This window comes from Sinomicrobium endophyticum (assembly GCF_052983315.1).
The window spans coordinates 1-24940 of record NZ_JBRKIS010000069.1; the positions used below are offsets into that span (position 1 = coordinate 1).

At 41.6% G+C, this 24940-nt stretch carries 22 protein-coding genes; 18 read left to right on the plus strand and 4 right to left on the minus strand.

Annotated elements, in window-relative coordinates; translation table 11 throughout:
* The 4 genes from ACVBDU_RS23185 to ACVBDU_RS23200 all read left to right on the plus strand — a co-directional run.
* The coding region (locus ACVBDU_RS23185) for an IS3 family transposase (protein WP_447178419.1) at nucleotides 1-781 on the plus strand (781 nt) is incomplete at its 5' end.
* Between the two features lie 117 nt (nucleotides 782-898).
* Entirely contained in the window at nucleotides 899-4456 is a 3558-nt protein-coding gene (locus ACVBDU_RS23190) for a malectin domain-containing carbohydrate-binding protein (protein WP_447182050.1), read from the plus strand.
* 408 nt (nucleotides 4457-4864) lie between these two features.
* Nucleotides 4865-7291 (plus strand): glycoside hydrolase family 2 TIM barrel-domain containing protein, encoded by a 2427-nt coding sequence (locus ACVBDU_RS23195; RefSeq protein WP_447182051.1) that lies wholly within the window; start codon nucleotides 4865-4867, stop codon nucleotides 7289-7291.
* 138 nt (nucleotides 7292-7429) lie between these two features.
* Nucleotides 7430-8440 carry a zinc-binding alcohol dehydrogenase family protein gene (locus tag ACVBDU_RS23200; RefSeq protein ID WP_447182052.1) on the plus strand — a complete coding sequence of 337 codons (1011 nt, stop codon included), beginning with the start codon at nucleotides 7430-7432 and terminating at the stop codon, nucleotides 8438-8440.
* Nucleotides 8441-8679: 239 nt separating this feature from the next.
* Here the strand turns inward: ACVBDU_RS23200 and ACVBDU_RS23205 are convergent, their stop codons facing one another.
* Both ACVBDU_RS23205 and ACVBDU_RS23210 read right to left on the minus strand, forming a co-directional pair.
* Nucleotides 8680-9885, minus strand: a complete 1206-nt coding sequence (locus ACVBDU_RS23205) for an MFS transporter (RefSeq protein WP_447182053.1) — start codon at nucleotides 9883-9885, stop codon at nucleotides 8680-8682.
* Between the two features lie 89 nt (nucleotides 9886-9974).
* Nucleotides 9975-10892 carry a helix-turn-helix domain-containing protein gene (locus ACVBDU_RS23210; RefSeq protein ID WP_447182054.1) on the minus strand — a complete coding sequence of 306 codons (918 nt, stop codon included), beginning with the start codon at nucleotides 10890-10892 and terminating at the stop codon, nucleotides 9975-9977.
* A gap of 319 nt (nucleotides 10893-11211) precedes the next feature.
* Between ACVBDU_RS23210 and ACVBDU_RS23215 the strand changes: the two genes are divergently transcribed.
* Nucleotides 11212-11625: a phenolic acid decarboxylase gene (locus ACVBDU_RS23215; protein WP_447182055.1), complete on the plus strand. Its 414-nt coding sequence runs from the start codon at nucleotides 11212-11214 to the stop codon at nucleotides 11623-11625.
* Between the two features lie 202 nt (nucleotides 11626-11827).
* Here ACVBDU_RS23215 and ACVBDU_RS23220 read toward each other — a convergent pair whose 3' ends face one another.
* Nucleotides 11828-12712, minus strand: coding sequence for a LysR family transcriptional regulator (locus ACVBDU_RS23220; RefSeq protein WP_447182056.1), 885 nt, complete (start codon nucleotides 12710-12712; stop codon nucleotides 11828-11830).
* A gap of 93 nt (nucleotides 12713-12805) precedes the next feature.
* Here ACVBDU_RS23220 and ACVBDU_RS23225 point away from each other — a divergent pair, with 93 nt between their 5' ends.
* The 13 genes from ACVBDU_RS23225 (at nucleotide 12806) to ACVBDU_RS23285 (ending at nucleotide 24658) form a co-directional block, all read left to right on the plus strand.
* Nucleotides 12806-14989, plus strand: coding sequence for a carbohydrate binding family 9 domain-containing protein (locus ACVBDU_RS23225; RefSeq protein WP_447182057.1), 2184 nt, complete (start codon nucleotides 12806-12808; stop codon nucleotides 14987-14989).
* A 177-nt stretch (nucleotides 14990-15166) separates the two neighbouring features.
* Nucleotides 15167-15745 (plus strand): Crp/Fnr family transcriptional regulator, encoded by a 579-nt coding sequence (locus tag ACVBDU_RS23230; protein WP_447182058.1) that lies wholly within the window; start codon nucleotides 15167-15169, stop codon nucleotides 15743-15745.
* 87 nt (nucleotides 15746-15832) lie between these two features.
* Nucleotides 15833-16243, plus strand: a complete 411-nt coding sequence (locus ACVBDU_RS23235) for a VOC family protein (RefSeq protein ID WP_447182059.1) — start codon at nucleotides 15833-15835, stop codon at nucleotides 16241-16243.
* Nucleotides 16244-16262: 19 nt separating this feature from the next.
* Nucleotides 16263-16745, plus strand: coding sequence for a DUF4199 domain-containing protein (locus ACVBDU_RS23240; RefSeq protein ID WP_447182060.1), 483 nt, complete (start codon nucleotides 16263-16265; stop codon nucleotides 16743-16745).
* Nucleotides 16746-16747: 2 nt separating this feature from the next.
* Nucleotides 16748-17107: a DUF1801 domain-containing protein gene (locus ACVBDU_RS23245; protein WP_447182061.1), complete on the plus strand. Its 360-nt coding sequence runs from the start codon at nucleotides 16748-16750 to the stop codon at nucleotides 17105-17107.
* Nucleotides 17108-17357: 250 nt separating this feature from the next.
* Nucleotides 17358-17729: an iron chaperone gene (locus ACVBDU_RS23250; protein WP_447182062.1), complete on the plus strand. Its 372-nt coding sequence runs from the start codon at nucleotides 17358-17360 to the stop codon at nucleotides 17727-17729.
* A gap of 341 nt (nucleotides 17730-18070) precedes the next feature.
* Nucleotides 18071-19141, plus strand: coding sequence for a serine hydrolase domain-containing protein (locus ACVBDU_RS23255; RefSeq protein WP_447182063.1), 1071 nt, complete (start codon nucleotides 18071-18073; stop codon nucleotides 19139-19141).
* Between the two features lie 371 nt (nucleotides 19142-19512).
* Nucleotides 19513-20307, plus strand: a complete 795-nt coding sequence (locus tag ACVBDU_RS23260) for a hypothetical protein (protein WP_447182064.1) — start codon at nucleotides 19513-19515, stop codon at nucleotides 20305-20307.
* 87 nt (nucleotides 20308-20394) lie between these two features.
* On the plus strand, nucleotides 20395-21777 hold the full coding sequence (locus ACVBDU_RS23265) for a TlpA family protein disulfide reductase (RefSeq protein ID WP_447182065.1): 1383 nt from the start codon (nucleotides 20395-20397) through the stop codon (nucleotides 21775-21777).
* Between the two features lie 753 nt (nucleotides 21778-22530).
* Nucleotides 22531-22944, plus strand: coding sequence for an NAD(+)--rifampin ADP-ribosyltransferase (gene arr / locus ACVBDU_RS23270; protein WP_447182158.1), 414 nt, complete (start codon nucleotides 22531-22533; stop codon nucleotides 22942-22944).
* Nucleotides 22945-22991: 47 nt separating this feature from the next.
* The gene (locus tag ACVBDU_RS23275; protein WP_447182066.1) at nucleotides 22992-23513 is read left to right on the plus strand and encodes a GNAT family N-acetyltransferase; all 522 of its coding nucleotides are present in this window, start codon (nucleotides 22992-22994) and stop codon (nucleotides 23511-23513) included.
* A gap of 156 nt (nucleotides 23514-23669) precedes the next feature.
* Nucleotides 23670-24035 carry a DUF1304 domain-containing protein gene (locus ACVBDU_RS23280; protein WP_447182067.1) on the plus strand — a complete coding sequence of 122 codons (366 nt, stop codon included), beginning with the start codon at nucleotides 23670-23672 and terminating at the stop codon, nucleotides 24033-24035.
* 146 nt (nucleotides 24036-24181) lie between these two features.
* The gene (locus ACVBDU_RS23285; protein ID WP_447182068.1) at nucleotides 24182-24658 is read left to right on the plus strand and encodes a hypothetical protein; all 477 of its coding nucleotides are present in this window, start codon (nucleotides 24182-24184) and stop codon (nucleotides 24656-24658) included.
* 62 nt (nucleotides 24659-24720) lie between these two features.
* Here ACVBDU_RS23285 and ACVBDU_RS23290 read toward each other — a convergent pair whose 3' ends face one another.
* The gene (locus tag ACVBDU_RS23290; RefSeq protein ID WP_447182069.1) at nucleotides 24721-24915 is read right to left on the minus strand and encodes a hypothetical protein; all 195 of its coding nucleotides are present in this window, start codon (nucleotides 24913-24915) and stop codon (nucleotides 24721-24723) included.
* Nucleotides 24916-24940: the final 25 nt, after the last annotated feature.

Consider the following 24940-nt stretch of genomic DNA (forward strand, 5'->3'; position numbering starts at 1 on the left):
CCACCAGGAACAACTCCGGGTTAGGAATAGTGTTCTGGAAGGCGCAAGGGAGCTTCGTAAGGGCCATCCTCGGCTGGGTTGTAGGAAGCTCTATGCGGAGCTCAAGCCTACCGGGATGGGTCGGGACAAGACCGAGGCCTTATTGCTGAGTCATGGCTTTAGGTTAAAGCGCAAGCGCAACCGTTACCGTACCACTTATGGGGGGAAGCATTGGTATCCTAATCGGATCACTGATTTACAACTAACCGGGATCAACCAGCTTTGGGTGAGTGATATTACCTATATCGCTGTATCGGCTAAGAAGCCTTATTACCTGACCTTGATCCTGGATGTGTACAGTAGGAAAATCAAAGGCTGGAGTTTGTCAGCCACCCTGACCGCAGAGGATACTATAGTTGTAGCTTATAGGGAAGCCCTGGCCACGACTGCTAAAACCGAACGGAAACAACTCATATTTCATTCGGATAAAGGCAGCCAATACGTTTATAAGCGATTAGCTGAGTTACATACAGAAAATCAGGTACAGCCTAGCATGGGCGGTAAAGCCTGGGAGAATGCTCATGCAGAATCTTTAAACGGCATATTAAAAAATGAATATATCGATTTTGACCACTCCCATATCAGTTTAAAACAAGGGAGAATATTGATAAAAAAAATCGTAGAAAAGTACAATTATCAACGTCCACATGGTTCACTAAAAAATATGAAACCTGTAGAATTTGAAACCTTTGTTCAGGGGTTAACCCCTGAACAAAAACCGAGATTTAAGATTAATTATTAACCAGAAAAAAGGCAACCATATTCAGGCATGCCCAAACCTGCAACCTGCAACCTGTAACTTGAAACTTGGAGCCTGCAACTTGAAACCCGTAACCTGCCCCAACTATAAATAAAAAAAATGTACAAAATAGTAACTTTAATATGTTTATGGTGCTGCATTCCGGGAATGTCTGCCGGCCAGGAAAAATCCGTCCGCCGGGTCATTCCCCTGGATGCAGATTGGAGAACCACGATCAAAGAAAGCCGGGACACTATTGGAGAAACGTCTTTTATTCACAGTGATTTCCCTGACACCGCCTGGCAACAGGTAAACATTCCGCACAACTGGGACCGTTACGAGGGATACCGCCGGATGAAGCATGGTAATCGTCACGGTACCGCCTGGTATCGCCGGGAGTTGTCACTGGACAAAAAAGAAAAGAACAAACGTTATTTCCTGTTCTTCGAAGGTGTCGGGTCTTATGCGACCGTATGGGTCAACGGCCATAAACTCGGGGAGCACCAGGGCGGGCGAACCACCTTTACCATAGACATTACGGATGCCGTACATACCGGCAAACCCAACACCATAACCGTAAAAGCGGAACACCCTGCCTTTATAGCCGATCTTCCCTGGGTATGCGGCGGATGTTCCGGCGAATGGGGATTTTCCGAAGGATCACAACCTATGGGGATATTCCGTCCCGTATCCCTTGTGGTTACCGAAGATGTTCGTATAGAGCCATTCGGTGTGCATATCTGGAACAGCGACGAAGTATCCGAAGAAAAAGCCCTGTTATGGACAACAGCCGAAATACATAATTACCGTACAAAGCGGGCCGGGGTACAACTGGAATATACCTTACGGGATAGTACGAACAAGATTATCGCACAAGCCGTTCAGAACGTATCGCTGAAAAAGGGAGAAGTCCTGGAGACCGCAAAAGCAAAACTCGAAGTGGAGCGTCCGCATTTATGGTCGCCTGAAAACCCTTATTTGTACCAGTTGTCCACCGTCATCAAGGAGAACGGAAAAGTTGTGGACAGCATAGGTACTCCTTACGGTATACGCTGGATCAGCTGGCCGGCGGGTAGAGAAGGGGACAACGGACATTTTTACCTCAATGGCAAACCCTTGTTTATCAACGGAACCTGCGAATACGAACACCTTACCGGGAAAAGTCATGCCTTTAGCGCTACACAGGTAAAAGCACGGGTAGACCAGGTAAAGGCTGCCGGGTTCAATGCTTTCCGGGAAGCACACCAACCGCATAATCTGCGATACCAGGAACATCTCGATGAAGAAGGCCTGTTGTTCTGGAGCCAGTTTTCCGCACATATCTGGTACGATACCCCCCAATTTCGCGAAAACTTCAAAAAACTCTTAAAACAGTGGATACGTGAACGGCGGAACAGTCCTTCCGTAGTGCTCTGGGGATTACAGAACGAAAGTGTCATCCCCGAAGCCTTTGCACGGGAGTGTACCGAAATCATAAGACAAATGGACCCGACCGCATCCGCTCAAAGACTGGTGACAACCTGTAACGGCGGGGAAGGAACGGACTGGAATGTTGTACAAAACTGGTCGGGCACCTATGGAGGGGCCCCCTTTAACTACGGCGCCGAGCTCAGTAAAGAATGGCTCAACGGAGAGTATGGCGCCTGGCGTACTGCCGGGTTACACGGGGAAGGCCCTTTCCGTCAGAAGGGAGCCTACACCGAAGAGCGTTTTTCACAACTTATGGAGATCAAGGTAGCCCAGGCCGAATCCGTCAGGGATAAGGCGGCAGGCCAGTTCAACTGGCTGTTTGCATCGCATGAAAATCCAGGGCGAATACAGAACGGTGAAGCATGGCGCGATATGGACCGTGTAGGCCCGGTAAATTACAAGGGCCTGTTTACCGTATGGGGAGAACCTCTCGATGCCTATTATATGTATATGGCCAACTATGCCCCGGCCCATGAGGACCCTATGGTTTATATCGTATCCCATTCCTGGCCGGGCCGGTGGACAAAAGCCGGAACCAAAGACAGTATTGTTGTATATTCCAATTGCGAAGAAGTGGAATTGTTCAATGATACCGGTAAGATCTCGCTGGGCAAAAAGAAAAATCCCGGCAGGGGAAAGCATTTTCAATGGGATAACGTACCCGTACAGTACAACCTGCTTTATGCCGTAGGCTATGAGAACGGCAGGGAAGTAGCGAGAGATTATGTCGTACTGCACCATCTGCCCGAAGCCCCCGGGCTTAAACAATGGAAAGAGACTACAGAAGATATCCTGGAACCCGAAAAGGATAAAAATTACCTGTACCGGGTAAATGCCGGGGGAGCGGAATATACGGATACCTATGGCAATATCTGGGCCGCCGATGTGCATAAGAGCAGGGAAAATACCTGGGGTTCCCTTTCCTGGACCGATGATTTTGCTGGCCTTCCCGATTTTTATGCCAGCCAGGGCAGGACTTTCGACCCGGTTTCCGGTACCGCCAACTGGCCGCTGTTTCAGTATTACCGTTACGGTATGGACAGGCTTCGCTACGAATTCCCGGTACCCGACGGGGAATATACCGTAACCCTGTTTTTTACAGAACCCTGGTACGGAACCGGTGCGCATACCGATTGCAGCAACTGGCGTAATTTTGATATTGCGATCAATAATAAAACCGTACTTCACAATCTCGATATCTGGAAAGAAGCAGGACATGACAAAGCCTTAAAAAAAACATTTCAGGCAAGATCAGAACAAGGAAAGCTAAAAATATCCTTTCCCGAAGTAACCTCCGGGCAGGCTATTATATCAGGTATAGCTATTGCTGCGGATGATACCGGAGCTCGTCCGGCCCCGGCATCGCCTGCCAATATTACCCGGGTACAGACCGATGCCGCAATACAGGGGAAATATGAGGTGGTTTCCTGGTTAGATACAGGAGACCGGGTATGTACCGATAGTGAAGTCCGTTTTTCCACATTGCCCTATCAGCTTTTCGGGGCGGACCGTATACGTTTTGCGGAAGAGCTGGCAGGTAAAGACTTCCGGGGTAGTTTTATTCCCCTGCGCAACTCTGGTGTCTATGTACTTATGGATAGCGTGGTGACCGTTTTACCTGTGTGGCTTAAGGAATATGAAAAAACAGGAGACATAGCGGCGGACGGAGCCGGAAAAATATATACCGTTTACCACCGCAAAGCAACCCGGGGTGAACACGTAGCTTTCGGTAAAAACGGGGCAGGGGAAAATAAGAAGGCAGGTATGTACAGTATTGTGGTGGTGCCGGAATACGATATGGGAGAAGATGACGACTCACGTCCCGTATTTACACACGAAGCCGAGGATGCTGCCATATCCGGGAAAGAAGCGGAACGCGGACATTTTAAAAAAGAAGATTATATAACCTTTGTAAAAGAGGGGAACAACAGCATTACCTGGGAAGTAAACCCGGGCCTGGCCGGGGAATACCTGCTTCGTTTCCGGTATATGAATACCGGCACCGAAGCGGCAAAGGTCAGGCTGCAAATAGAATCTACCGACGGTATAATGCTTCGTGACGATGAGATAAACTTCCCGGTAGCGGATGTAAAATGGAAAATACTCAATACCACCACGGGAGGATATATCAATGCGGGGACTTATAAAATACGATTGTCCGCCCCCGATCTCAGCCGATTACGACTGGATAAAATGGAATTTCAATAGGGGAGGTATTAGATATTAGATGAGAGACTTTAGAACGCAGAATTTATATATAGAAACAAGAAAAAAGAAAAAGTCCGTCTTTTCGTGTGCGTTGCAAACGCACTTTACAATGGGTACTCGTTTCCGCTTTGCTCAAACGAGCACCAGTTTGGAATATTAGATTTTAGATGTAAGATGTTAGACTTTAGAGAAGAGAAGAAAAAAGCTTACCCCGGGCTTGTAAATACCCTCTGTGAACCTCTGAGTGTCTTTGAGTATCTCTGTGTAATAACCTGTAACCCGGTGGCTTCGATACACTCCTGGCTGCGCCGGAGCACTCAGCCACCTTTGTAGAGGCTTTGAAAAACCTGTAACCTGTAACCTGGAACCTGAAACCTGAAACCTGTAACTTGTAATGTAACCAATACTATGATAAAAACAACCAAGAACCTGTTTTACCTGGCCATAGCTGTGATCCTCTTTGGCTGTCATACCGAAGAAAAACCGGCACGGATCATTCAGGACTTCAACGAAAACTGGAAGTTCCTGTTGGGAGATAGTCTTAATGCTTCTGCTATGGAATATGACGACAGCTCCTGGCGCGTGCTTGACCTGCCCCACGATTGGAGCATAGAAGGAGAGTTCGGAAAAGACAACCCGGCAGGTACCGCTGGAGGTGCATTGCCCACGGGCATAGGTTGGTACCGTAAAACATTTAAAGTGCCGGATGAATGGCAGGGTAAGTCTATACGGGTAGAATTTGGCGGGGTATACCGTAACAGCGAAGTGTGGATCAACGGGCATAGCTTGGGCAAAAGGGCCAACGGTTATATCTCCTTCGGCTACGATATTGGCTCCTACCTTAATTTTAACGGAAAAGACAATGTACTGACCGTAAAGGCAGACAATTCCCCGCAACCCAATTCCCGCTGGTATACCGGTTCCGGGATCTATCGCGATGTACGATTGGTGACTACCGGGAAATTACATGTAGCCCCGCAGGGCACATACATCACTACTCCCGAAGTCTCCGGGACTTCTGCCAAAGCAACACTGGAGGTAGAGGTGACCAATGAAAATACGGAAGAAAGGCAACTGAAAGTCGTATCGGAAATCATAGACAGTAATGGCCGTAGTGTGGCAACGACGGAATCTTCTGAGCATATAGTTTCAGGGCAAACCATAACAGTACGGCAGCACCTGGCGGTACAAGATCCGCAGTTGTGGAGTGTGGACAGTCCCGCTATGTACAAAGTACTTACCCGGGTTTACGATGGAGAAGAAAAAACAGATGAGTACGAAACCCCGCTTGGTATCCGGTATTTTGACTTTGATGCTAAAAAAGGCTTTTCACTCAATGGCAAATCCATGAAAATACTCGGTGTATGCCTGCATCACGACTCCGGGGCCCTGGGATCGGCGGTGTATGAGGATGCGCTCCGCAGGAAACTCACCCTGATGAAAGAAATGGGGGCCAATGCCATTCGCACCGCGCACAACCCGCATTCAACGGAATTACTCCGGCTGTGCGACGAAATGGGACTTATTGTACAGGATGAGGCTTTTGATTCCTGGAAAAAGAAAAAGGTCAAGGAAGATTACCATACCGATTGGGACGCGTGGCACAAAAAAGACCTGGAAGATTTTATAAAGCGCGACCGGAACCACCCTTCCGTGATGATGTGGAGCATAGGCAACGAGATCCGCGAACAGTTCGACAGTACCGGTATAACCATTACACGGGAACTTACCGATATCGTAAAATCGCTGGATACCACCCGCCCCGTGACCTGTGCATTGACTGAAAACGAGCCCGGAAAGAACTTTATATACCAGTCCGGAGCCCTGGACCTGCTCGGGTTTAACTATAAGATAGATGCCTATAAAAACCTTCCCAACCGGTTCCCGGGGGCAAAATTTATCGCATCGGAAAATGTTTCGGGCCTTGCCACCAGGGGCTGTTACGACATGCCGTCGGACAGTATCATGCACTGGCCTGAAGCATTCGATGCGCCTTTTGAAGGACATGAAGATTATACCGTATCGGCTTACGACCAGGTTGCTGCCTACTGGGGATCTACCCATGAAGAAACCTGGAAGGTAGTTAAAGACCTTGATTTTATTTCCGGTATATTTGTATGGGCGGGAATTGATTTTCTCGGCGAACCCGTACCATATCCCGATTACCCCGCACGGAGTTCGTATTACGGTATTGTAGACCTCGCAGGTTTTCCAAAAGATGTATATTACATGTACCAAAGCGAGTGGACCGATAAACCCGTGCTACACGTATTCCCTCATTGGAACTGGGAAGAAGGGCAGGAGATAGATGTATGGGCCTATTACAACCAGGCCGATGAGTTAGAGCTCTTCCTTAATGGTGAATCGCTTGGCAGCAAGTCCAAAAAGGAAGATGTATTCCATGTCATGTGGCGTGTGCCTTATACTCCCGGAACGCTTAAAGCTGTATCCCGGAAAAACGGTAAAGTTATTTTGGAGCAAGAGGTCCGTACGGCAGGAAAAGCCGCTGCGCTGCAATTACAGCCCGACAGGGACGATCTGAAGAAAGATAAAAAAACGTTGTGCTTTGTAACCGTAAATGTAGTGGATAAAGATAAAAATATTGTTCCGAAAGCGAACAATAAAGTATTTTTTGAAGTAAGCGGGGGAGCCAAAATAGTAGGAGTGGACAACGGCTACCAGGCCGACACCACTTCCATGAAATCCCCGGAAAAGAACGCCTTTAACGGAAAATGCCTGGTTATCCTGCAATCCGATGGAAGCGGCGAAAAAGCTGTTCTCAAAGCCCGTTCGGAAGGACTGGAACCGGCCGAAATAGTATTAAATATAAAATGAATATGGAACCTGTAACCCGGTGGCTTCGATACATTCCGAACGCAGTTCGGAACACTCAGCCACCTCGTTTTGTGCTCAAACTGGAACCTATAACTTGGAACCTGCACCCCGTAACTTACAACCTGAAACTTTAAAAAAATGAAATATATAGTATGTGAGACCCCAGGCAAGTTTGTCCTGGAAGACAAACCCAAACCGGAAAAAAAAGAAGGGCACGCTTTGCTCAAAATACATAAAGTAGGCATATGCGGTACCGATTTGCATGCCTATGCCGGTAACCAGGCCTTTTTTCAGTATCCACGGATACTGGGGCACGAACTGGCCGCGGAAATACTGGAAATAGAAAAGAACGATAAAGGGCTGAAGACAGGAGATAAAGTCATTGTAATGCCTTACGTAAGCTGTGGAGACTGTATTGCCTGCCGGAAGGGAAAAACCAATTGCTGTACTGATATTCGTGTACTTGGCGTCCATGCCGATGGCGGGATGCAGGAAGAAATTGTTGTGCGAAATGATCTCCTGATCCCGGTAGACGGTTTGTCGCACGAGGAAATGGCCGTGGTAGAACCTTTGGCTATCGGGGCGCATGCCATACGCCGGGCAGGGTTGGAGTCTAACGAAACTGTGGTAGTGGTAGGTTGTGGCCCCATAGGGCTGGGGATCATAAAACTCGCCAAAATAGCCGGGGCCAGGGTTATAGCCATAGATGCCGTGAAAACACGGTTAGGTTTTGCCAGGGATATAGCCGGTGCCGATCACGTATTCCATATTTCCGAAGACCCCGTATCCGGTGTGAATAACATTACCGATGGCGACCTGGCTACGGTGGTTTTTGATGCTACGGGCAACAAAAGGGCACTCGAAAGCGGTACGGACTATATGGCGCACGGCGGAAGGTACGTTCTTGTGGGACTCTCCAAAGAAGACCTGGTATTCAATCACCCGAAAATACACGCCAAAGAAACCACCCTGATGTGTAGCCGGAATGCCACTTTAGAAGATTTTGAATACATTATAGCCCATATCCGGGAATTCCCGGTAGAAGCCTTTGTTACCCACAAAGCACATTATACCGAAATGATCCGCGATTTTGATAGCTGGCTCGATCCGGAAAACAATGTTATTAAAGCTATGGTAGACTTTAGCTGACAAGGAGGGGAGGGAACAAATTACAGGTTGCAGGTTCCATGTTTGATTCTATGTAGTTGTTACACAGAGATCCACAGAGTTTCCCGGAGATACGCAGAGCTTAAATATTGCTTTGTGCCAAACCTGAAACTTGTAACCCGGTGGCTTCGATACAACAGCCTGTGGCTGTCACTCAGCCACCTCGCTTTGTGCTAAACCTGTAACTTGCAACCTGTAACAACTTGTAACCTGCAACTAATTTACCCCCTGGACAGACTTCGCTTTTTAACAACATTCCTCAGGAAAAAGAGCAGGGACAGGATACACAGGGACAGGATAATATAACTCAAAGCCATTCCCGGTTGGTTCCGGATGTGTAATATACTTACTATGGCATAACTTGCCACGGAGGTCACCAGGTAGCTTGCCCCGCTGGTGAGTCCGTTGGTCACCCCCGCATATTCCGGGAACCTTGTCAGGCAGTAGGTAAAATATACGTTGTATAAAAACCCGCTGAAGAGGTGTAGGAGGTATATAAACCCTACAAAGATATAAATATTGGAAACATAGTTACCCGTGGCAAACATCAACACCGCAACAACGATTTCCATAGCCACACCAAAGAACAGTTTAGGTAAAAAAGGATAAGTGCTCAGGGAACGCCCCAGTATTCCGCCACTCATGATCCCCAATCCCGATAGCAGGGCACAATAGCCCGTTACCACAGGAGAAAAATTGAAATGGTTTTCTACGAGAAAGGGGGCAGACATGGCAAACACCATGACCATACCGTACGTTAGGCCCAGAATGACCAGTCCTGTGGAAAAATCCGGGACTTTGAGTACGGCTTTGTACGTGGAAACAATACTTTTCCGGTTAAACGTTTTGAATTCCGTAAACGCTTCCCCGGAGAAAAACCATTCTATAAACAGCATCACCAGGGCATAGCCCCCGAGGAAATAAAAGCTGGAGGTCCAGCCGAACCCTTTCTGAAGGTATCCACCTATAAAAGGAGCTGTAATCGGGGCCATAGACCAGATGATAGTCATTAAACTCGTGTAGTGCTGCAATTTCTTGCCCTTATAGATATCTACCAGGAAGGCCCTTTTTCCCACCACGATAAAAGCCGTAGTGATTCCCTGCAATATTCGCATGGCATAAATAAAATAGAGGTCGGGCACGATGGCGATGGCAAAACTGCTCAGGGAAAACAGCAACAAAGAAGCCAGGACCAGCTTATACCGCCCGAAACTGTCCACTAAGCTCCCGGCTACGAGAAGCGAGATCCCGTAACTGATAAGAAAACAGCTCAGTGTCATTTGTATGCCCTTATTGTCCGTCAAAAGCATTTCCTGCATTTCCGGGAAAGAAGGTATGAAAATATCTGTGGCCAGTCCCGATAATGGAATGAGTAAAAAGATCGAAATAGTACTGATCCGTTCGTGTTTTTTATCATATGTTCTCATAGCAGGTAAGTCAGCGTAATTTTACACAACAAAATTATCTGTACTTCCCCGATGAAAAAATAATCAATTCAAATCAAAAGTTAAACAAATCAAATGTTAGCCGGAACTCCCAGTTTGTATTGTTTGGGACTTATTCCTATATGCTTTTTAAAGAAGGAATTAAAGTGTTGCGGATACTCGAAACCGAGGCTGTTGCCTATTTCAAAGATGCGCCAGTCACTGTACCGGAGCAGGTTCATGGCTTCTGTGAGAATACGTTCGCGTATCAGTTCGGAAGTGGTTTTTCCGGTTTGTGCCTTTACGCTGTGGTTCAGGTGGTTTACATGGATATGTAGGAGGTCTGCATAATCTGCCGGAGTTTTTATTTTTAAGGAAGCCGCAGGCGATTCTATGGGGAACTGGTTGTCCAGGGTTTCCATGAACCGCGTTACCAGGTCCCGGTGGTGTATCCCCGGAAATTCTTTGTTATCGGATGTTTTTATTTTTATTCCCGTGTAAATAATAAGATTAAGCAGGTCGCGCAGCATGCGGTCTTTATAGGTGAAGTTACTGCAATACTCGTTCCGCATCAGCGTAAAGTACTGCTCTAACTGCCGGTATTGGGCATTGGTAAGGAATAAAAAAGGGTAGATGTCCTCCTGGAATAAAGAGAACAGTTTCCGGAAAGCTTTACGCAGTCCCGGTGTTGCAAAATATTCGTTGAACAAACAGGTAAAACCGTCCTGTCCGTCCCCGACATTCTGCCAGCCGTAGCGGATACTCCGGTCCGAAAAGAACAGGGCGGGTTTATCGATAATAACTTCTCCCTTTTCCGTATAAAGGACCGCATTCCCCCGGGTGAGTACTATTTTATAATAATCTCTCCGGGTAAAACTGAGTGCCGTAAAGCAGTTATCTCTTTTAAGGATATTAAAATGTGCCACAGCCCCCGAAGCAGATAACAGGTCGTCCGGTATCTGTTTGAAACTATGGGCGTAATATTCTTCAAGTGTCTCTTTTCCTTCCATGTAACAAAAGTACGAAAATCAAATATTAAGAGGGATAGGGAGGCAGGGCAAAATGCATTATATGCAGAAAGTTAAGGAGTTCTGAGTTTCGGAGTTGGGGGAGTGTATGTTTTTAAGTTTGAAAACCAGAATAAAACAGGTCATGGTACAAAGTGCAAATACCAGGGCACCGATGGCTTCAATACACCCATCGCTGCGCTCGGGTGCTCAGCCATCTTTGTTTTGGCTTTTATAAAGTTCAGTCTTAAAAAATAGGGAGAAAGGGATTGTGTATATTTGTGGCTATCGGCAAGCTGAAAAACAAATAAAAAATAGACAGATGAAAAACGCAATCTTCGCAATTATGATTTTAACCACAATCATATCTTGTAAAAATCAAAATGAAACTAAAAAGGTAGAAACTATTCAAGAAGAAAAAAATATGTCTGAAAAAATGATCTCTTTATCCGGAAAAACATTGGAGTATAATTATGGCGATAATGTTTATGAAGTAAATTTCAAACCAGAGAATCAACTGCATTGGAAGTGTGTAAAAGGAGAAGAAAAAGGGAGAGAAGCTGATGAAACCTATTCTATGCATAGACTGAATAGTTATACTTTTTTTATTTCGTGGATTGAACAAGACGGATTAGGTGTAAGCCAGGTTATTAACTTAAAAGACAATACTGTAAATTCCTTTTTGAGGATTGATAAAGAAATAATACCCCTGACGGGAACAATTCGTGAATTATAGAAATTGACCGAATAAAGCCAGCAGGCGATTTTACTGAAAATTCCGGTGGCTTCGATACACCAGCCTGCGGCCGGCACTCAGCCACCTTTGTTTTGGCATTTTGAGGGGAGAGTAAACATGTTTTACAACCCTGAGTAGTACCCCGTGCTCTTTAAAGTTTAGTCTTAAAAAATATGGAGACGGGGTAGCATTGGAGAATGTTTTATTTGACCTGTAAATATTGTTGTAAAAAATCAAGAAAAGGTTTCAATTCGTTTTCCCGTTCCGTTTTCCAGACCAGTTTCATATCCAGTTGTTTTCCTATTTTTTTGAGTTCGATTGTTTTAAGGTTCAGGTCAAAACCTTTGATGGTAGATTTTCCCATCATTGTAATGCCCAATCCTGCTGCTACCATACGAAGTACCGAGGAAGTGTTTGGAGAGCGATGCACAATATTGGGAGTATAACCATAGGCATTGAATATTTTGAGAATTTCTTCCATATATCCAAAGCCCTCCGTCTGTGGATGCAATATCCATTTTTCATTAGCACAATCCTTTAAATCCTTAAAGGTAGTTTTGTTGATAAAATGATCCTGGGGCAGGATTAACAGATAATTCTCTTTATAGACCGTATTGCCGGATAAGCCTTCGGGAACGAATGCATTGGGGACAAAACCAAAATCTACTTCATTATCGATCAGCTTGTTAAAAATAAGTTCATTGGTTCCTTCAACCAAACTGGCCTTTAAATTCGGAACTTCCCGTTCCATATATCGTAATAATTCCGGCAAAATGGAATGCATTGCGGAACTGGCGTGGCCGATATGTATTTCCCCTGCTGTTCCGCTGTGTACCTGAGCGGTTATTTTTATGGTTTGTTTAAGTTGATGAATTAGTTTGAAAACTTCCTTTTTGAAGTAAGTCCCGGCGGAAGTAAGCTTAATTTGTTTTTTGGTGCGGTCAAACAATTGTACTCCAATTTCTTCTTCAAGCTGCTGTATTTGCCTGCTTAATGCAGGTTGGGCTATATAGATGTGTTCGCAGGCCTTCCTGAAATTAAGGGTTTCGGTAAGCACCAAAAAATTTTCGAGCTGTGGAATGGTCATAATTATTGATTAAAATAAATGATTGATTAATCAAAATTAAGTATTTTTTTTAATCAATATTACCTTTTTACTTTGTTTTGATAAAATCAGATAATGAAAACAAAGCAGTACTTCCTGGTGTTAATTCTAATACAATGCTTTTGTTATGGACAAAACAAGGAAACAACCAGGACTAAAAAAAGTTTTAGCACCACTTTTACGGGCAATAAAATTAATATTGATGGATTGCTGGATGAACCTGATTGGGATATACCCAAGGAGGCAACTGATTTCACCCAGGTACAACCTCAAACCGGAAGCAAGGCCCATTTCATTACGAAAGTAAAAAGTTTATATACCGAAAACGCCCTGTATTTTGGGATTATCTGTTATGATTCCGTAGGTAAAAACAGATTTAAGGCTCCCGACCTCAAACGGGATTTTGACTTTCAGAACCATGACCTGGCAGGGATTACCATCGATGGTTTTAACGACGAGCGGAACAGCGTTACTTTTTTTGTAAACCCATATGGGGCGCAACGTGATTACCTATCCTTTGATGACACTTATTTTGATGTTGATTGGAATAGTCTGTGGAAGGTAAGGACAACCCGTACTGATACTCATTGGATCGCAGAAATTGAAATTCCCTGGAAAACCCTGCGGTATAAGCTTTCTAAAACCGGAACACCTGTTTTTGGTATCAATTTTCAAAGGGCACAACGGACCACTAATGAGCGTTCCGCCTGGTCGTTTTATCCACGTTCAGTAGGCTTTAACCGTATGGAATATACGGGTAAGATGTCCGGCTTTATACCTCCGAAACCAACAACCAATATTTTAGTAAACCCTTATGCTCTGGTCTCTGATAATCCTGATGGTGAAACCGAATTCAAGGCCGGAGGTGAAGCCAAATGGGTTATAAGCCCTAACCTTGTTCTGGATGCGACCGTCAATACAGATTTTGCACAGGCCGATGTTGACCAGCTTGTCAATAACACCACTCGATTCTCCGTTCTGTTTCCTGAAAAGAGACAGTTCTTTTTGGAAAATGCCTCCCTGTTCGGGGCGGGGATTTCCGATGGCAATATGAACGGTAATGTTGCCCTGATTCCTTTTTTTAGCAGACAAATAGGGCTGGATACCAATAGTAGGCCCATACCCATAGATTATGGGGGACGGGTAGTGTACCGTTCGGATAAAAGGAATTTTGGGGCAATGTTCCTTCAGCAACGGGAAACGGATAATATTCCCGGTCAGAAATATATGGTAGGCAGATACGCTGAAAATATAGGTAAAAACAATAGAATTGGCGCCATTGTTACGGGCAGAACATCCGGAGCTACAATGACCGCCAATTCCCAATTCGATTATACTACCGCTATCGATGGTTTTTTTCGGTTGAATGCGCATCACTCTATTAATACCATGGTTTCTCTGACAGGGGTTAAAGAAAGAAAAAACACGGGTTGGGCAGGGTATTTTCAGTATGAATATAATTCGGACAGAATCAAGGCTTGGTGGACCTCCACTTTGATCTCGGAAAATTTTGACCCCAAAAGCGGATTTATATCGAGAAGGGATGTTATAGCAACCACACCTGGAATTGAGTTCAGCTTAAGAGGTAAGTGGTTGCCTTTTAATAAAGTTATTCGCGATTACGAGCCGGGTTTACTTGCTGAACTCTACCATGAATCGTCCACAGGAAATATTCTGGAGCAAAAAATAAGTTTCACTCCTTTGTCCTTTAACTTTATAAAAGGGGGAAAAACCGGGGTGTCCTATTTCTACAATTACCAGAACATTGCCGAAGAATTTAGTCCGGTAGGGATAGGTATCGGGCTAGGAAAGTACACTTACAACAGGTACCGGGTTTTCTATGCGAGTGATGGTTCACGAAAAATTGCCTATGACCTTTCCTACGAAACCGGGGGGTATTTTAATGGTAAGTTGAATACTTTGGATGCTTCACTGGCCTACGCCCCGATTCCTTATATTTCATTGGGAGTGGGCGTTGGAGTGAATGATCTTAAACAGGTAGGAACTGCAAAAGAGAATAAAACGGCAAACGTATATTCCTTTGATAGTCGTTTTGCCCTTAATCCCCGATTGCAGTTTACATTTCTTTACCAAAGGAATTCATTGGACAAAAGCAACCTATACAATGCCCGTCTTTCCTGGGAATATAAACCCCTGTCTTTTGTGTATCTGGTCTTTAATAGTAGAGAATACGGACTTCTGGGGCGCACTAAGGAACAAAGTTCCATAATTAAGATTAACTTTTTAAAGCAGTTTTAATAAGAAAATCAACTATCTCGGGGCTTTTACACAGAGCCGAAGGGCCATAGCCGGACATACCCACATGATTTTACTGCCCTTAATAGTTATCAATAGCAAATTGAGATAAGGGATTGTGTATATTTTGGTGTTATCGACAAGTGCAAGACAACAGCTAAGCAAGGCGGAAACTGTGCAATGAATACAGATCTATTCTTTCAAAAAATCAGGACATATGTTGACCTTAGCATAGAGGCTGAACATGCTTGGCAGATATTACTTAAAGAAAAGAATTATCACAAAGGAGATGATTTTATTAGAATAGGGCAGGTTCCTAAAAAAGTGGCTTTTGTTATAAAGGGACTTTTTGCGCAATGTTATATTGCTGATAATGGCGATTCGGTTATAAAATACTTCTTCCCGGAGAGCAGAATTGCAGGGGTAATTCCTGCAACGTTAACAAAGTCAGAAAGCCCTTTTACCATTACAGCATTAGAAGATACTACTGTTCTCGAATATAATTTTCATGATTTTAAAAAATTGGTTTCAACGTACAGGGACGTTGCGGAATTTTATATTCGCTATATGGAGCGACATTGGGTTATAGATAAAGAACCGTATGAAATATCGTTACGAAATGACCTTGCAAAAATTCGTTATGATGAGTTTCTTAAAAAATACCCGGAACTTGTAAAGCGATTAAAAAAACATCACATAGCGGCCTATCTTGGTATTACTCCTACACAATTGAGCCGGATTTTTTTTGCTAATAAATAACTTTCCCCACTTCTCAACATATGTAAAAGTTTTTGACAAACCATCATTTTACTTTTATACTATTAGTAACAATTAAGACAGTTGATAATGGCAACAAAGGTTTTTATCAACCTTCCCGTGAGGAATTTGGACAAGTCAATGGATTTCTTCAAAGGCCTGGGGTTTTGTTTTAACCTACAGTTCACTGACGAAATAGCAGCATGTATAGAAGTAAGCGATAACATTTTTGTTATGCTACTTACCGACAGCTATTTTCAGACGTTTACGACCAAAAAGCTTTGCGATACTACACAAGCTGCCGAAGTACTTATTGCACTTGACGCGAATTCAAGAGATGAAGTAAAACAAATAGTGAGCAAAGCCCGGTCTTTAGGTGGACTTATCCACGCAGAGCCGCAAGACCATGACTGGATGTATCAGCATAGTTTCGCTGATCTTGACGGCCATCAATGGGAATTTGTTTACATGGACGAATCTCAATTACCAAATCAGGATTAGCATTAAAATACACAGAAATATGAAAAAGTATATAATCGAAATCAAATGGGCATTAATCTTTGCCGCAATGTATCTGCTTTGGATGGTCATGGAAAAACTGGCCGGTATGCACGACAAACATTTAGACAAGCAACAGTTTGTTACTGTGCTTGTTCTCATTCCTTCCATCATCATTTATGTACTTGCTCTAAAAGACAAGAAGAAAAAATATTATGCTGGAAGTATAACTTACAAACAAGGTTTTATCAGCGCACTTATGCTTACTGTTTTTGTGGTTTTACTGAGCCCGATAAACCAACTCATCACTTCTTATATTGTTACGCCCGACTACTTTACCAATATTATTGAGCATACGGTTAAATCCGGAATGTTTACGCAAGAACAAGCCGAAGCACAATTCAATATTAAAAGTTACATAATTACAAGTATTATTGGAGGTCTTGTAACCGGTGTAATTTTTAGCGCTGTCATTTCATTATTCATCAAATCAAAAAACAAATAGCCATGAGTAAAACAACTAAAATTGACGAGTTTATCAGCAAGCTCAATCATCCTTTAAAAGCTGAAATGGAAACGGTAATAAAAATAATCCGTGAAACCAGTTCTGAGATTGAGGAAGATGTAAAATGGGGAGGGCCAAGTTTTGATTATAAAGAGCCAATGGCAACATTTAACCCCAGGGTAACTGATTTTGTAGCTGTGATCTTTCACAAAGGCGAGTTGTTAAATGATAAGACAGGGCTTCTCGAACCCGGACCAAAGGGCAAGGCATATGCAAAATTTCATTCTATGGAAGAGATCAAAAAGCACAGGGAGAATCTTCAAAAGGTCATAAAAGATTGGATAGGACTAATGAATGATTAGGAGCGACTGCGATCGGCATTCGTTTGAGCTCACCGGTAACGAGCATCCACCGTCCAATCCCCGACAGCATTGATACACCAGCCTACGGCTGGCATTCTCGCACTTCCACTTTGGCTTTTTGAGGGTGCAGATGCAAACTTTAATAAGATGGGTTGTGATATTTTGAGAATAGAGGGTTCATTGTATATTTGTTATTGGCATGCCCCGTCCTATGAATAAAAAGGCATGTATAGAAAAAAAACGCCGAACCATGAGTGGAACAAACCCATTTAATTCTGTTGACGAATATTTTAACGCTCAACCCGAACAGACAAAACGAGCACTTTTGGAACTGAAAGAATGTATCCTTAAAGCTGAACCTGGCGCAACGGAACTGTTCAATTATAATATTCCTGCATATGCCCTGATTGAAGGGGGAAAAAGAGAACAGCAAATTATGATTGCAGGATATAAAAAACACGTGGGCCTTTATCCGCATCCCACAACCATGGAAAAGTTCGATGCCGAATTGGACGAATACAAAAAAGGCAAGGGGTCGGTCCAGTTTCCACTGAACAAACCTTTGCCAAAAGACCTTATTATCCGGATGATAAAATACCGGATGGAATTATTGAAAAAATAAAACTCCCGGGGCTTGGGTACACCAGCCTTCGGCTGGCACTCAGCCACCTTTGTTTTGGCTTTTTCGATGTAGCTTATAACAAACTTTCACAGCCTGGGCAAAGGCGGCTGAGTGCCCCGGTCTGCGATCGGGGTGTATCGAAGCCCCGAATTAGCACACAATCCAATTAATCTTTCCCTTATAAAATCAAATAAATCTATCAATGCTTTTTCTATAAGATGTAGGAAACCGTAAAATGATTGGATGTATTGGGTAAGGCTACGTTATGGTGCATTTTGCCATTCAAAGATGTAACTACTTCTAATAACAAGCGTCTAATAAATGAATATAAAGAAAAGACTATGTTTAGAAAAATTATTGTATTTGCTATTATTTCTTTAGTATGTTTTGCTTCCGAAGCACAACCAGATAAATTAAACTCTTTTATTGATGATTATGCTAAGAAAAACAATTTTAATGGAACAATTTTGGTGCAAAATGGGAACCAAATACTATTCCATAACAGTTTTGGAATAGCAGATAGACGATTTAACGTTCCCATAAATAACAATACTATTTATAAAACAGCTTCTATTACTAAAGCATTTACTTCAGTACTAATACTCCAACTTAAAGATAATGGGAAATTGGATATGAATAAAACCGTAGACGTATATCTTCCCGATTATAAAGGCGAAGCTGGATCAAAAGTCACTATACATCAACTGCTTAATCACACCTCAGGAATGAGGCAAATAGATACTATTTCAAGTTTACAAAATGCATTTAAGTATGGGCTGGGATATCTCCAAAAGCCACACACATCAGATGAACTTTTGAGCCTTTTTGAGAAGGATTCATTAGTAAATGTGCCGGGAAAACATTGGGACTACAATAATTTTGAATATATGGTATTGGGTAAAATTATTGAAAAAATATATGGTAAGCCTTACGAGGAGGTATTGAACGAAAAAATACTATTTCCTTTGAAAATGAAACATACAGGAGTTTTACATACCAATAATATCATAGAAAATCTTGCAAGCACTTATTTTACTGCGGATAATTCCCAGGAGTTAATTCCTGATTTACCGGTTTATATGGAAAACTGGTATGCTTCCGGGTCGCTCTATTCCTGTACTGATGATTTGATAAAATTTTCAAATGCGTTATTTTCAGGACAATTAATAACAAAAGTATCGTTAGATTTAATGCTAACACCGGGGTTAGATGATTATGGATATGGGGTTTGGGTCAGAGGCGAAGGAGATTTAAAGGTCATGGAACGTTTTGGAAGTATTATGGGAGCCAACGCCGTATGGACTCAGTTTCTAAACAAAAATATAACTGTTATACTTTTGAGCAATACAAACCTCATAGATCTAGGTGAATTTGCACTATCAATTGGGGAAAAAGTCATGGAATATGAATAAGAGCAGACCATAATAATCAAGTACTCATATGGTTGATAAGGCCAAACGTGAATTTGTACTGACTGAATCATAGCCTACTCCGGTGGCTTCGATACACCAGCCTTCGGCTGGCACTCAGCCACCTTTGTTTATATTATGGGAAAACCAACTTATACAAGCGCAATAGAGGATACTATCGGTAAGCCGTGTAAGGGAAAATGTCATGCCCGATTTGATGAGGGCTGCTATCCGAAATTTAATAACTTAGCAATTATATAGTAATTCTGGTAGTGGACCTACTTTACAGATTAAGACCAAACAAAAGAATGAGAAAAAAGAATTTATTTTTACTGCTAATCCTCTCAATATTACTCTCAAATTGTGCCTCGAAAATGAAAATTAAAGGGACAACATTAAATAGCTTACAACCATTAAAAAACACAGAAAGTGTTGTCATAATTGAGGAAAATGAAAATTTTGAACCTAACGATAAAAATATAAAAATAGGAGTTTTTGAAATTAAAGATGGTGGATTAAGTTTTGATTGTAGTTATGAAAGAGTCAAAAGTTTGGCAAAGCAAAAAGCAAGAAGTATTGGTGGCAATTCAGTTAAAATAGTTGAACACAAATTACCCGACATGTGGTCAACCTGTCATAGAATTAAATTTGAAGTTCATAAACTGGAAGATATTACGAGATTTGAGGAAGAACTAGTATGGAGTAGTACTAATAAGTTAAACTGGGGACATTTTAAAGGGGCACCAAAAATCGACAAGGCTTCTTATTTTTGTGGATATATAGACGTTCAATTTAATGATGTAAATTTCTTGAATGGAAAAGGCGAGGTAAATGTATCCCCCATATTTTTATTTGAGTGTTCTTATATACAGCCTTTGAAAAAAGATAAATATTTGTTGGAATATAATCAGGTTAAATTTGACCTGCTAGAGATTTATGCAAGAAAAATGAGAAATGAGTTTCAGAAATCTGAGATTAATACAAAAGAGAAATGGTCAAAATTTGCAAAAAGGATTTATGACAAAATATACTTAAAATACGATACAGATATATTTAATTTGGAAACTGAAACCAATTTTGGAGAAAACTATTCTGGTTTATTAAGTTGGAAATTTAAAACGGAAAACGGTTTAAAGGAATTGACCGAATTTTCATCAGAAAAATACTAATGCTTATAATGGTAACGTATGCTGGCTGGTTCTATTTCATTCTGTAATGCAAACATGACGTCGTTTTAACCCTGTTATAAAAACATAATGATCAAAAAAAATGTATTTAGTACCTTAGCAGGTATCATATTATTTTCTAATTGTGCCCGTCAGGAAAAATCAAGTTACGCTATTTTGAGTGGGGTAATTAAAAACGGAAAGCAAACAATAGAACTTAGGTCCCACTATAACACTACAGATAAAAGTAAAACGAAAATAATTCATTTAGATGAAGATGGGACTTTTCTTGACTCTCTTCATATTGAAAAAAGCGAATTGTATTTACTTTGGGACAAAACCAATATGGTTGAACTCTATTTAACCCCGTCTAAGAAATACAGTATCGATTATGATGCAAAAAAATTTAAAAGCGAAGGCGTTACTTTAAAAGGAGATGACATTGCTATCAATGAATATTATATTGATAAAACGCGAAATGAAGGTTTTTCTAATTATAACGGGGAAGGTAAGTCTGAAAAAGAACTCAGAAACTCTCTTAATAAGATTAAAGAAAAACAATTGGAAAGGCTTAATGCATCTAAATTACCTGACGTATTAAAAATGCATGAAAGCAGCAGTATTAATTATGAATATCTTAGAAATCTTTTTCTTCATCTTGGCTTAAATGACATTGACACCCCATCTGTTGCGTCTAAAAAAGAATTGAATATTGATTATTTAAACGAAGAAGACTACAAAAAATATGCATCATACAAATATTTAGTATCTGATTATTTTAATACACAAATAAGAAATAAAGAAAAAGAGTACAAAAAACAGGATTCATCATATTCCATAAATCAACATGCAATAAAGGAGTTGGCCTTACTTATTCCAAATGAACATATAAAGAATGATTTAATTGCTAGTGCTGCGTCATTTTATCTTTTAGGTTCAAAAGATATTGAAGCTTGTTATAACGACTTTAAAAAATACTACACAGGAAATGATTCCATTATAAAGGCGGAAATGCTTGATTCTTATAACCGGTTTACTTTACTAAAAAAAGGAACTCCTTCTCCAAAGTTTATAAATTACAAAAACTATAACGGAGGGGTAAATTCACTGGATGATTTTAAAGGCATGTTTGTATTTATTGACATTTGGGCGTCATGGTGTGGTAACTGTTTTTTCGAAATACCTGCCCTGAAAAAGTTAGAAAAAGATTATAAAGACAAAAACATTGTTTTTTTAAGTATTGCCTGGAAAGATGATGAAGATAAATGGCGAGAAACAGTAAAAAGAGAATCATTAACCGGAATACAACTATTTGCATCAAAAAAAGATAATACTTTCTTTGATGAATATAGAGTAAGTGGTATACCGAGATATATCTTAATTGATCCGGAAGGTAATATTGTAGATTACAGTACGCCAAGACCTTCAGAAGGCAAATTAACAGCTTTGTTTAAAAGCATTGGCATGGAATAACTTTTTATCCCATTAAATGGGTCTAATTCCCTGATGCTCTGCATCGAAATGGGCTAAGGTTTGTTCATTTAACTACCTCGCGTCCCGATAATTATCGGGATTGCCCCGAGGTAGTTGATTAAATAAATATAGGCAATATCGGTAGTCATTGCGCAAAAATTACTTGACTTAACTTTCCTCTCCGCTGGCGCTTGTAATGCCTATAAAAACCGGTGGCTTCGATACACCCGTTGCTGCGCTCGGGCACTCGGCCACCTTCGTTTTGGCTTTTATAGGATGTTTTTAAAGTTCAGTCTTAAAAAACATGGGAAAGGGGATTGTGTATATTTGTGTCTTAGCGGTTATTGCGAGATATTTCAATCGTCAAAGGACAGGTAACTAAATGGATATGACAATAATTAACAGACCAAAATAATCAGGACAATGGAATTTAACCCCAACAACAATGTCGTTAAACTCTGTGTTCAAGGTATGGGCATGGAAGAAAAGGACAAACCTGAGGAAGCAAGCAGATTATTTCTTCAAGCCTGGAACGAAGCGACAAACGACTTTGAAAAATTTACTGCCGCTTATTATGTGGCCCGACACCAAAAAAATGCTCCCGACAAATTAAAATGGCTCGAAACAGCTTTGCAGTTTGCATTAAAAATAAATAACGACAGTGTTAACGGGGTTTTTCCTTCTCTATATTTAAACATTGCCAAATGCTATGAGGCTTTAAGCGATCATGACAATGCAAAAAAGAATCGTGAATTGGCAACTTCGTTCACGGAAGAAATATCTGACAACGGCCCTTTTTATCACGGGACGAAAGCGGACTTACAGATTGGTGATTTGCTGACACCGAGGTTCAGGTCAAATTACAAATCCGAAGTTATAATGAATCACATTTACTTTACAGCCCTGGCTGACGGGGCGGGGCTTGCTGCGGCACTGGCCAAAGGAGATGGCCGCGAACGTGTTTATATTGTTGAACCTACAGGAAGCTTTGAAAATGACCCAAACGTTACGGATAAAAAATTCCCGGGTAATCCAACACGTTCCTATCGCAGCCAGGCACCATTAAAAATCGTTGGCGAAGTAACAGACTGGGCAAGGCAAACCCCAGAAGAACTCCGAAAATGGCGCGAAAACCTGGCAAATAACAAAGGAGAAATTATTAATTAATTCCTGTGATGTCCATATCTTGCATAACTATTGGAAATAAGAGAAAAATGACCATCGACAACAGCACAATTGACGATATAGACGAAATATTCCGACTGTATAAAATTGCTTCGGACTATCAAAAAGCCAAAAAAGAGGTCACCGTATGGCCAGATTTTGAACGGGCGCTTATTGAAAATGAAATTAGTGAAAAACGGCAGTGGAAAATGACAATCAATGGTGAAGTTGCCTGCATTTGGGCAATTACCTTTAGTGATGGACAGATCTGGCAAAAGAGAAATGAGGATAGCGCCGTTTATATTCATAGAATTGCGACTAACCCGGACTTCAGGGGGCATAACTTTGTCGCAAAAATTGTAGACTGGGCTAAGGAATACGCAATAGCTATCGGAAAACAGTATGTAAGACTGGATACCACCGGAAACAATGTGCGGTTGATAGAACATTATAAAAACTCGGGTTTTGATTTTTTAGGGATGTTTGAACTTGAGGATACGGCAGGACTGCCAGGACATTATAGCCGGGTGCCTGTATGTTTGTTTGAGATTAATTTGAAAGATAAAAACTGAAAAATAAGAGCGGCTACCGTCCAACTCCCGAGGGCTCGATACAACAGCCTGTGGCTGACACTCAGCCACCTCCGTCTGGGATTTTTTACGGAATTCCTTATAATTTTACTTACTTTAGTCATACGGAATAATTATTCCGGGTAATACAAAAGAAAAATGGTAGCCATAATAGCACAAGTATTGACCGCTTTGGTCGCACTGGAACATCTGTATATTTTGTGGATGGAAATGTTTGCCTGGGAAACAGCGGGGAAGAAAACATTTAAAACGATTCCCGCAGAATTGTTTAAACCCACAAAAGCTCTGGCGGCCAACCAGGGGCTATACAACGGTTTTCTCTCGGCCGGATTGATCTGGTCGTTTTTAATCTCAGACCCGGAGTGGACTGTAAACATTCGTTTATTTTTTCTCGGTTGTGTAATCGTCGCAGGAATATACGGAGCCATAACAGCTTCCCGGAAAATATTTATCATCCAGGCTTTACCGGCAATTATCGCATTTGTTTTTGCGTTGTTTTCTTAAGGGAATAATGGATTTATTCAGGCTTGTTTAAGTGTAGTGAAAAAAGTACCTGTAATATCAGAGAACCAAAAATGGCAACCAAAGATCTTTTGGATCACATCCTGGTAATTAACTCCAATTAAAACAAAAAAATCAAAACTATTAAAATGAAAGTCATCCTATGGTGTTGCATGTTATCGTTCCTTACCGTTAATGAAATTTATGCTCAGGATAGTCTCTTGAAAGAAGTGGAGTATACCATTATCGCGGAAGGTACGGACTCACCTGTTCCGAACTTGCAAATTGTTTGCTTCAATAAATTTTTTAACAAAGACTATCTGCCGGCAGATTTTCGGGAAAAATATAAACTTAACGATAAAGGACTTTATAAAAAGAAAATGCTGATCGAGGTTTTCCATTCCGATGAAGACAAAAACGGACTTGATGCTATTGAATTGATTGGAATTAAAGAAAATAAGGAAAGTTTGGTTGTGGAATATAACCTTGTGAATTCTAATCATGAAAATGACGATAAAGCATTAGCTCCCTTTCTTATTGTCCAGGTGCCAAAATCACAAAAACAAATCAGGTTTATTGTTAATGGAACGGAATTGGGGAAAGGTACCAAACTTTATATAGATTAAAAAAACACGGATTTACGGGAATCCATACATTTCTGCATAAGGAATAAAACCGGTGTTATTCCTTAGGGAACATTTGTCCGTCTTTTCAATTCATCATGAACAGCTTTGTATTTGGGATTGACATAAGGATTTTTTTTGTCCCGATGCATACCCAATAACATGGTATGGAGTATCCGGATGTCATGCGTTTTTATATACTGATCAATAAATGTGTTAAACGCTTTGTAATCCTTATTATCGAGGATTTCTCTTAGCATGAAAAAGATTTGATCATATGTGTCG

Bases quoted from the DNA above. Each gene is read 5' to 3' on its own strand.
- ACVBDU_RS23205 (WP_447182053.1), bottom strand. From the start codon at position 9,885: ATGAGAACATATGATAAAAAACACGAACGGATCAGTACTATTTCGATC.
- ACVBDU_RS23200 (WP_447182052.1), top strand. From the start codon at position 7,430: ATGAAATATATAGTATGTGAGACCCCAGGCAAGTTTGTCCTGGAAGAC.
- ACVBDU_RS23255 (WP_447182063.1), top strand. From the start codon at position 18,071: ATGTTTAGAAAAATTATTGTATTTGCTATTATTTCTTTAGTATGTTTT.
- ACVBDU_RS23210 (WP_447182054.1), bottom strand. From the start codon at position 10,892: ATGGAAGGAAAAGAGACACTTGAAGAATATTACGCCCATAGTTTCAAA.
- ACVBDU_RS23235 (WP_447182059.1), top strand. From the start codon at position 15,833: ATGGCAACAAAGGTTTTTATCAACCTTCCCGTGAGGAATTTGGACAAG.
- ACVBDU_RS23285 (WP_447182068.1), top strand. From the start codon at position 24,182: ATGAAAGTCATCCTATGGTGTTGCATGTTATCGTTCCTTACCGTTAAT.
- ACVBDU_RS23240 (WP_447182060.1), top strand. From the start codon at position 16,263: ATGAAAAAGTATATAATCGAAATCAAATGGGCATTAATCTTTGCCGCA.
- ACVBDU_RS23250 (WP_447182062.1), top strand. From the start codon at position 17,358: ATGAGTGGAACAAACCCATTTAATTCTGTTGACGAATATTTTAACGCT.
- ACVBDU_RS23245 (WP_447182061.1), top strand. From the start codon at position 16,748: ATGAGTAAAACAACTAAAATTGACGAGTTTATCAGCAAGCTCAATCAT.
- ACVBDU_RS23290 (WP_447182069.1), bottom strand. From the start codon at position 24,915: ATGCTAAGAGAAATCCTCGATAATAAGGATTACAAAGCGTTTAACACA.
- ACVBDU_RS23215 (WP_447182055.1), top strand. From the start codon at position 11,212: ATGAAAAACGCAATCTTCGCAATTATGATTTTAACCACAATCATATCT.
- ACVBDU_RS23230 (WP_447182058.1), top strand. From the start codon at position 15,167: ATGAATACAGATCTATTCTTTCAAAAAATCAGGACATATGTTGACCTT.
- ACVBDU_RS23260 (WP_447182064.1), top strand. From the start codon at position 19,513: ATGAAAATTAAAGGGACAACATTAAATAGCTTACAACCATTAAAAAAC.
- ACVBDU_RS23195 (WP_447182051.1), top strand. From the start codon at position 4,865: ATGATAAAAACAACCAAGAACCTGTTTTACCTGGCCATAGCTGTGATC.
- ACVBDU_RS23280 (WP_447182067.1), top strand. From the start codon at position 23,670: ATGGTAGCCATAATAGCACAAGTATTGACCGCTTTGGTCGCACTGGAA.
- ACVBDU_RS23275 (WP_447182066.1), top strand. From the start codon at position 22,992: ATGACCATCGACAACAGCACAATTGACGATATAGACGAAATATTCCGA.
- ACVBDU_RS23265 (WP_447182065.1), top strand. From the start codon at position 20,395: ATGATCAAAAAAAATGTATTTAGTACCTTAGCAGGTATCATATTATTT.
- ACVBDU_RS23220 (WP_447182056.1), bottom strand. From the start codon at position 12,712: ATGACCATTCCACAGCTCGAAAATTTTTTGGTGCTTACCGAAACCCTT.
- ACVBDU_RS23190 (WP_447182050.1), top strand. From the start codon at position 899: ATGTACAAAATAGTAACTTTAATATGTTTATGGTGCTGCATTCCGGGA.
- ACVBDU_RS23225 (WP_447182057.1), top strand. From the start codon at position 12,806: ATGAAAACAAAGCAGTACTTCCTGGTGTTAATTCTAATACAATGCTTT.